Genomic DNA, 6,367 nt, shown 5'->3' with positions numbered 1-6,367 from the left:
GTTGGAGAAAGTTCACGTCGAGTTTGGAATTGTGGCTTTAGCCCACAATCTACTGAAGGTGGCGGGTATCCACTTCGCTACATTCTTGCAAAAGCAGGTACGAAAAAAGGCTAGTCGGAAAACTTCACGTTTTCTCGACCAACCTATTTATTTTGGGAACTTATTGGACAGCCCCATCTTGCTTTATATTATGATATTAATTCTATAGTAATGTAATCGGTTATCCTCCATTTCTGAGTTAAGACCTAGTTCCGTTGAAATTAATTCAGCGATTACCAAACTATAAGCATCAATTTCACTTCACTTTTTCTACGGACAATCCCTTATTCTCAAAACATACTAACAATGTTGTACCAGACGAAAATAATATTTCGTGAGAAATATTATTCTCATCAATCTCTAACAACTCATGATAACCCCAACAGTCGATATTTATCCCAAAATTCTCTATACATTTATCATCATCAAATTTAAAACAAAGTTTATTAATATTACTATATTGAATCACCCACTCTTCATAACCATCAGTGATTTTAAGTTGAAACTGTGCTGGTTTTCCATTAGCTACAGTATGTTGAATTAAGCACTCCTTGATTTCAAAATCATGAAAATCATTTTTTTCAAATATATCAAATACTCCATTAGGTAATCTTTTTCTTAACTTTAAAAATTCCGTCCAGTACATCTTAGCATTCAACTTCCATAACTCTTTAGCTTGTCTCTTTTCAACTAGGTCTTCGGAATTAATCAATTCCCAAATACTATTTTTGAAATATTTCATGTTCTACCTCCAATTAATATCAGTTTCTTATTTTAAACAAGGTATACAGCGATGCTTCTACAATTATAAATTCCTCGAAATATTATATTACTATAATACGTGGAACTACAGGTACTATAGGAGGTGTTGGACTTTTAGGGTTGTAGGGATCATTACCAGGTTTAAAATGTTTATACAATCTATCTTGTTTCTTTTTGTTTTCGTCCCAATCCCAATCACCCTTTTTCTTTAAACCGTCTTTCACCCAACCAGGTAGATCTCCTGGGCTATGTTTCTTCTTGTCATGAATTGTGCCGTCTTCATTTTGAGACCAATGTTTTCCCTTCGGATCATTGACGTGTATATGATCTTTGGTACCATTCCCCGAACTTCCACTATCTTCCCTAAAACTCCATCCCGCACCTAAATCAACCTTTCTACCAAACAAATAACCTGCTTGTTTAGCTGCATTCATTTCTCCCATACTTGGATTTGTTAGAGTTTCATAATAAGAAATTCTAATTGAATCTGCTTGATTCTCTAGATTGTATTGAAATTTCCTGAAAGCAAATAAATTTATCTAGCTGTTGCATTTCATTTTACAACTAAGCTAAAATATTTACATAAAGAAAACCACATGGAGTTGTTACACTCGCATGTGGTACAAAGAGTTATTTTCCTAGAAATGTCTATCACCAGGGAGACGTTCGTAAAAATAATTAACTTCCCTGATCGATTACCACGTTTATCATACGTATAACTTTCGTCGAATAATGTAGAAGTCGCTATACGGCTAAGTGCATCATACGTAATCGTGTTGTCTTCCATAACTACGCTTTGCTTTGTTGCTTGGCGATTTGTTATATTACCAGCTTGATCATAGTCATATCGATACTGTTGACCCAAGTTCGTTGCTTCATTCTTGTATTGTAACGTAGCTAATTTAAACTGATCATAGGTTCTTGCTACATTCACGCCATTACCTTGTTCTTCTTTCTGCGCTTGTCCATTTAAATAGTACTCGTAATCCGCTTCCACAATACTATTCCACGTCAATTGCTGTAACTGATTGACAGACGTATAGGTATAGCCGATTTCATCGTCAAATGGTGTTTTTAGTTTTGTTCGTTGACCTAGCATATTATACGTATAAGTCATCGTTTTTCCATCAGCAAACGTCTTAGTGGTGAGATCACAAGTATACGGATCATATTGATAACTAGTTGTTCCTGTCGTGTGCATACACAATTTTGATGGAATTTTGATACGGGCTGATGATGGTAAAGTTCATTCTAGACGTGCCGCCCTATTCATTCGGCACTGGGTCGGTCATAGAAAAGCCTTGAAGGAACATAAATTCCTTCAAGGCTCAATGTAAAAGTCAGTATTCTACTTCATATCGTGACAAAATGCACTGTTGTGAGTTGGATTTATTTCCACTTAAAACAATAAAATTTGTATTTTGTTCATTCTGCTTTCTAGCTTTAAATATTGTGTAAGGTGGGACTGATTCAATTATTGTTACTTCTACACCTTCTCTAATTCCTTGAATAAATTCTTCATGAACCGATAAAAATAACCCATTATCTAGATGCATCACTTCGTGACCTAACTTATTCGGAATTTTCGATGCAATTCTAACGTTATTCTTATAATTTAAATATATTATTTCATTATTAATTCTGTCCTCATAAGTTAGTATCTCAGTCCCACCTTCATGAAGTAGATACTTACTCGAATTGTTTAACATTGTGTAAAAGGTTGGATATTCTTTTTCAAGTTCTAACAGGTCGATTTCCTTTAGAGAAAAAAAACCAATTTTAATTCGATAATATTTCTTGTTTCCACAAAAAAAGAGAACTTCATTTCCTGACCAAAAGTAAACACTTGATAAACCATACTCATCCATATTACCTATAAAATTCACTACTTTTTGAAATGATTTTTCTAAATTTAGGTATACAAATACTTGATTATCAGGACAATATAATATGACCTCATTTTTATACGGATGCTTAAAAACGGTATGAATTAATATGCCTTCGAAAATATTAATAGATTTAAGTTGTTCTAAGTTCTTGTTATATAAATTGATTCCAAGATAATTGTTATTAACAATAACTGTTTCTTGAAGACATTCGAGAACGTATACATCATTATCTTCAATAAAGCCTTCCTTTAGCAGATTTATCCTCACTTAGACACCACCCATTAAATACTTTTAGTTGCAGGACACGGGAAACTCCCGCGTCCTGCCCATTTCATTCCTTACTTAACATTTATCTTCTTGTCAAGGTCTCGAGTTCCAGGAATCAGGTTTCCTGTGAACGGGTCTGCTTCTCCAATATGGTTACCCCTTTTATCGTATACTTCTAAGTGAGAGCCCTCTCCTTTATGGAAAGTATCTCTGTGATAATAATTATCTCCTTTTTTGTAAACTTGTGCACCCTTAACAGGAGAAATTTTAGTTTTTGTAAATGCACCGTTACCTAATGCAGTTTCCTTATCGATTGGAACTCTATTATTTGTAACAAAGGCAGGTTTACAACTATTATGCGTCCAAACTCCAAGGTTCGATACAAAATACGTATGGAAGTCCTTCACCTTAAAATTGTAGACAGTCTTATGTTCCTTCTTAACCTCAATCTTCTCAATAGCCAATTCCTTACCATCAGAAGTTGTTAGAACTTCGCCCACCACAAGGTTCTTTGACTCCACCCAACCTTTACTGACAATCCAGAACGGATGCTCATCGGTTGTCGTAATGATTTCGTCACCAACAGTTATACTATACGTTTCTTCAACGTCCCGTTGGAAGAGCCATTCAACTTCCTTGTATGCCATCTCGCCTGTCTTATCATCTTTGGCTAAGACTTTGTCACCTACCTCGATTTCCTCGATAGGTTTCTCCCCTTCGTTTGTTAGAACCTTTGTACCCTCTGTGAAACAATTGCAACCAGTTGCTTTTTTGATTTTAGGTATTTTGACAACTTTATCAAGTCCGCGTAAATTAACTGACGTAACACCTGCTATGAAGTATTCCAGTGCCATACCATTCTTAAACGATTCGGAATATGCAAATGATCTTAATATATCCTGTAGGTCTGTAGGAGCTTTCCGGTAAACAGGATCTCCATATTTTCCCCAATCATTGTATATAACTCCTATTGGAGTTTCTGTGTAATAATTATACGTTCGCAAGGGTCCAACAAAGTTTTTCCCCATCCTTATTAGGTCACCATGATGCTTGTAGTCAGCACTCCAATTAGATGTTGGACTATTACAGTCACCTGCGTGTGAATATAGAGACTTACCGCTTGAATCCTTAGCCGCAGATTCACACCAATGCCCACTCGGATCAATATACCTCAACGGATTATTTTGCACATACGTATACAAATTCAAACTAAGTGGATTACCTGAATTCCCTTCATACGTATCCTCATTTATAAACCGTCCAATGCTTGGATCATACCAACGTGCAAGTAAATATTGTAGATTCGTCTCTTCATCCCAATATTCGCCAGAATAGCGGAAAGATTGCTCTATCGTTTCGGAATGCTCCAGTGGTTTGCCCCAGATATCGTACGTGTACTCATTGAGTAATTCGCCTTCACTATCCGTAATACCAGTCACGTCACCATGACCGTTGACCATATAATAACCTTTTTCCCCTGTTGCTGTCTCTAACATAGCTAGACTATTTCCACGTAAATAACTTATTTTTTCACGTACTGTTCCATCTGGATCCACCCATGCTTCGGATAGGATCTGTTGACCGTCATAGTAATAGCGGATCGTCGTATCTTCCTCACTTCGTTCCACCAGTAGGTTGTCACCATTATAACGATAAGTGACTTCCTTTCCTTCTTCCGTCGTTACTTTGGTTAAACGATCCCATTCATCATAGGCATAGTCACTATTTAAGCTATCCAGTGGCGTTGCTTCCGTCGCTAACGTCTGACGATTACCACGTTTATCATATTTATAACTTTCGTCAAACAAGGTAGACGTCGCTATACGGTTCAACCCATCATAAGTAAACGTGTTATCTTCCATCATTACACTGTTCTTAGTTGCTTGACGATTCGTTATATTACCAGTTTGATCATAGTTATATAGATACTGTTGACCTAATGTGGTTGCTTCATTTTCGTATTGTAACGTAGCTAATTTAAACTGATCATAGGTTCTTGCTACATTCACGCCATTACCTTGTTCTTCTTTCCTTGCTTGTCCATTTAAGTAGTATTCGTAATCCGCTTCTACAATACTATTCCACGTTAATTGCTGTAACTGATTGACAGACGTATAGGAATAGCCGATTTCATCGTCAAATGGTGTTTTTAGTTTTGTTCGTTGACCTAGCGTATCATACGTATAAGTCATCGTTTTTCCATCAGCAAATGTCAGCTTAGTGAGATCGCCAGTATACGGATCATATTGATAACTAGTTGTTCCTGTCGTATCTGTCATCGAAGCAAGAGAACCATCGTTAAAATAACTATAGGCTATCTTCTCAGAAGGTCCTTGCTTGGATAGCAATCTATTTCTGTTGTCATAGGCGTACGTAAATTGCTGTTTACGCTTATCGATTAACTTCATTCTATTTCCATTTTTATCGTAATAAAATTTCTCTGCTGCACCTAATGCATCCACATTTTTTATTAATCTACCAAATTCATCACTGGGTGGGGTAAAAAGAAAGACCTTGGGGATCACCGCCCCCAAAGGTCAAGAAAAAATATGTCACAATTAAATTAGTGAATCAAGCAGGTACACAAGCCCCTCCAGTATTGTTTGATCAGAAGTAAACTTAAATCGCATACTGTGTTCCTCATGACTTCCCCCAATTTGACCAGAGACAACTACATGCCCTAACTTATTTGCTCCAAAAATGATATGAGCATCAGAATCATAATCATCCATTCTTGAATCACCTAATAGTCTATCATTTATCTCTTTAATGGATTGAATAAATAACCCAAGTTTCTCCTCTGAAATGCAGAAATTTGACTTCCCTACAAATACTCCAGACCTTACACCTATAGATAAAGTTAGATATCCTTCAACTGTATACAAATGTTCCATAGTTAAACAATGATTCTCGGTACTTATTAGAGTATCATCCATCTTTGCACCACCTTTACTTAAACTTAAAGTCATCAAACTGTCCTGTCTTTTTGTTATACACATAGTGAATCTCTGTTCCATTAACATTTTTGCTCATTTTAGTCCATCCATCATTTGCCAACCATCTTTTATCCGTCATAGTGACTTTCGTTAGCTCTTTAGCTCCTTTAAGTGGTGTTGATAAAACTTCTTTCATTGCCAATTGTTCATTCAGATTATTTGCAGTTGTTCTACCTGTTGAACCTTTCCTTCTTCCGTCGTTACTTTAGTTAAACGATCCCATTCATCATAGGCATAGTCACTATTTAAGCTATCCAGTGGAGTTGCTTCCGTCGCTAACGTCTGATGATTACCACGTTTATCATACGTATAACTTTCGTCGAATAAGGTAGAAGTCGCTATACGGTTTAACGCATCATAAGTAAAGGTGTTATCTTCCATGACGGCGCTTTGCTTGGTTGCTTGACGATTCGT

The 6,367-nt window shown here is 36.3% G+C and carries 8 protein-coding genes; all 8 read right to left on the bottom strand.

All coding sequences use genetic code 11. The features are described 5' to 3' along the window. Window positions 1–295: 295 nt before the first annotated feature. Window positions 296–781, bottom strand: a complete 486-nt coding sequence (locus tag ACFSTH_RS11510; RefSeq protein ID WP_377771009.1) for a hypothetical protein — start codon at window positions 779–781, stop codon at window positions 296–298. A gap of 82 nt (window positions 782–863) precedes the next feature. Beyond that, entirely contained in the window at window positions 864–1,235 is a 372-nt protein-coding gene (locus ACFSTH_RS11505) for a hypothetical protein (protein WP_377771011.1), read from the bottom strand. Between the two features lie 119 nt (window positions 1,236–1,354). Continuing rightward, a complete protein-coding gene (locus ACFSTH_RS11500; RefSeq protein WP_377771013.1) occupies window positions 1,355–2,002 on the bottom strand; it encodes a hypothetical protein in 648 nt (215 codons plus the stop codon). A 139-nt stretch (window positions 2,003–2,141) separates the two neighbouring features. Further along, window positions 2,142–2,957, bottom strand: coding sequence for a hypothetical protein (locus ACFSTH_RS11495; protein WP_377771015.1), 816 nt, complete (start codon window positions 2,955–2,957; stop codon window positions 2,142–2,144). 71 nt (window positions 2,958–3,028) lie between these two features. After that, window positions 3,029–5,482, bottom strand: coding sequence for a polymorphic toxin-type HINT domain-containing protein (locus ACFSTH_RS11490; protein WP_377771017.1), 2,454 nt, complete (start codon window positions 5,480–5,482; stop codon window positions 3,029–3,031). Window positions 5,483–5,515: 33 nt separating this feature from the next. Beyond that, window positions 5,516–5,893, bottom strand: a complete 378-nt coding sequence (locus ACFSTH_RS11485) for a hypothetical protein (RefSeq protein WP_377771019.1) — start codon at window positions 5,891–5,893, stop codon at window positions 5,516–5,518. 13 nt (window positions 5,894–5,906) lie between these two features. Continuing rightward, window positions 5,907–6,089, bottom strand: coding sequence for a hypothetical protein (locus tag ACFSTH_RS11480; protein ID WP_377771021.1), 183 nt, complete (start codon window positions 6,087–6,089; stop codon window positions 5,907–5,909). A 14-nt stretch (window positions 6,090–6,103) separates the two neighbouring features. Beyond that, window positions 6,104–6,367: hypothetical protein (locus ACFSTH_RS11475; protein ID WP_377793677.1), on the bottom strand; the 264-nt coding region annotated here is incomplete at its 5' end.

It is taken from the genome of Paenibacillus yanchengensis (assembly GCF_042684845.1).
In the GTDB taxonomy this organism is placed as follows: Bacteria; Bacillota; Bacilli; order Paenibacillales; family Paenibacillaceae; genus Pristimantibacillus; species Pristimantibacillus yanchengensis.
This window is presented reverse-complemented; position numbering and strand designations above follow the sequence as displayed.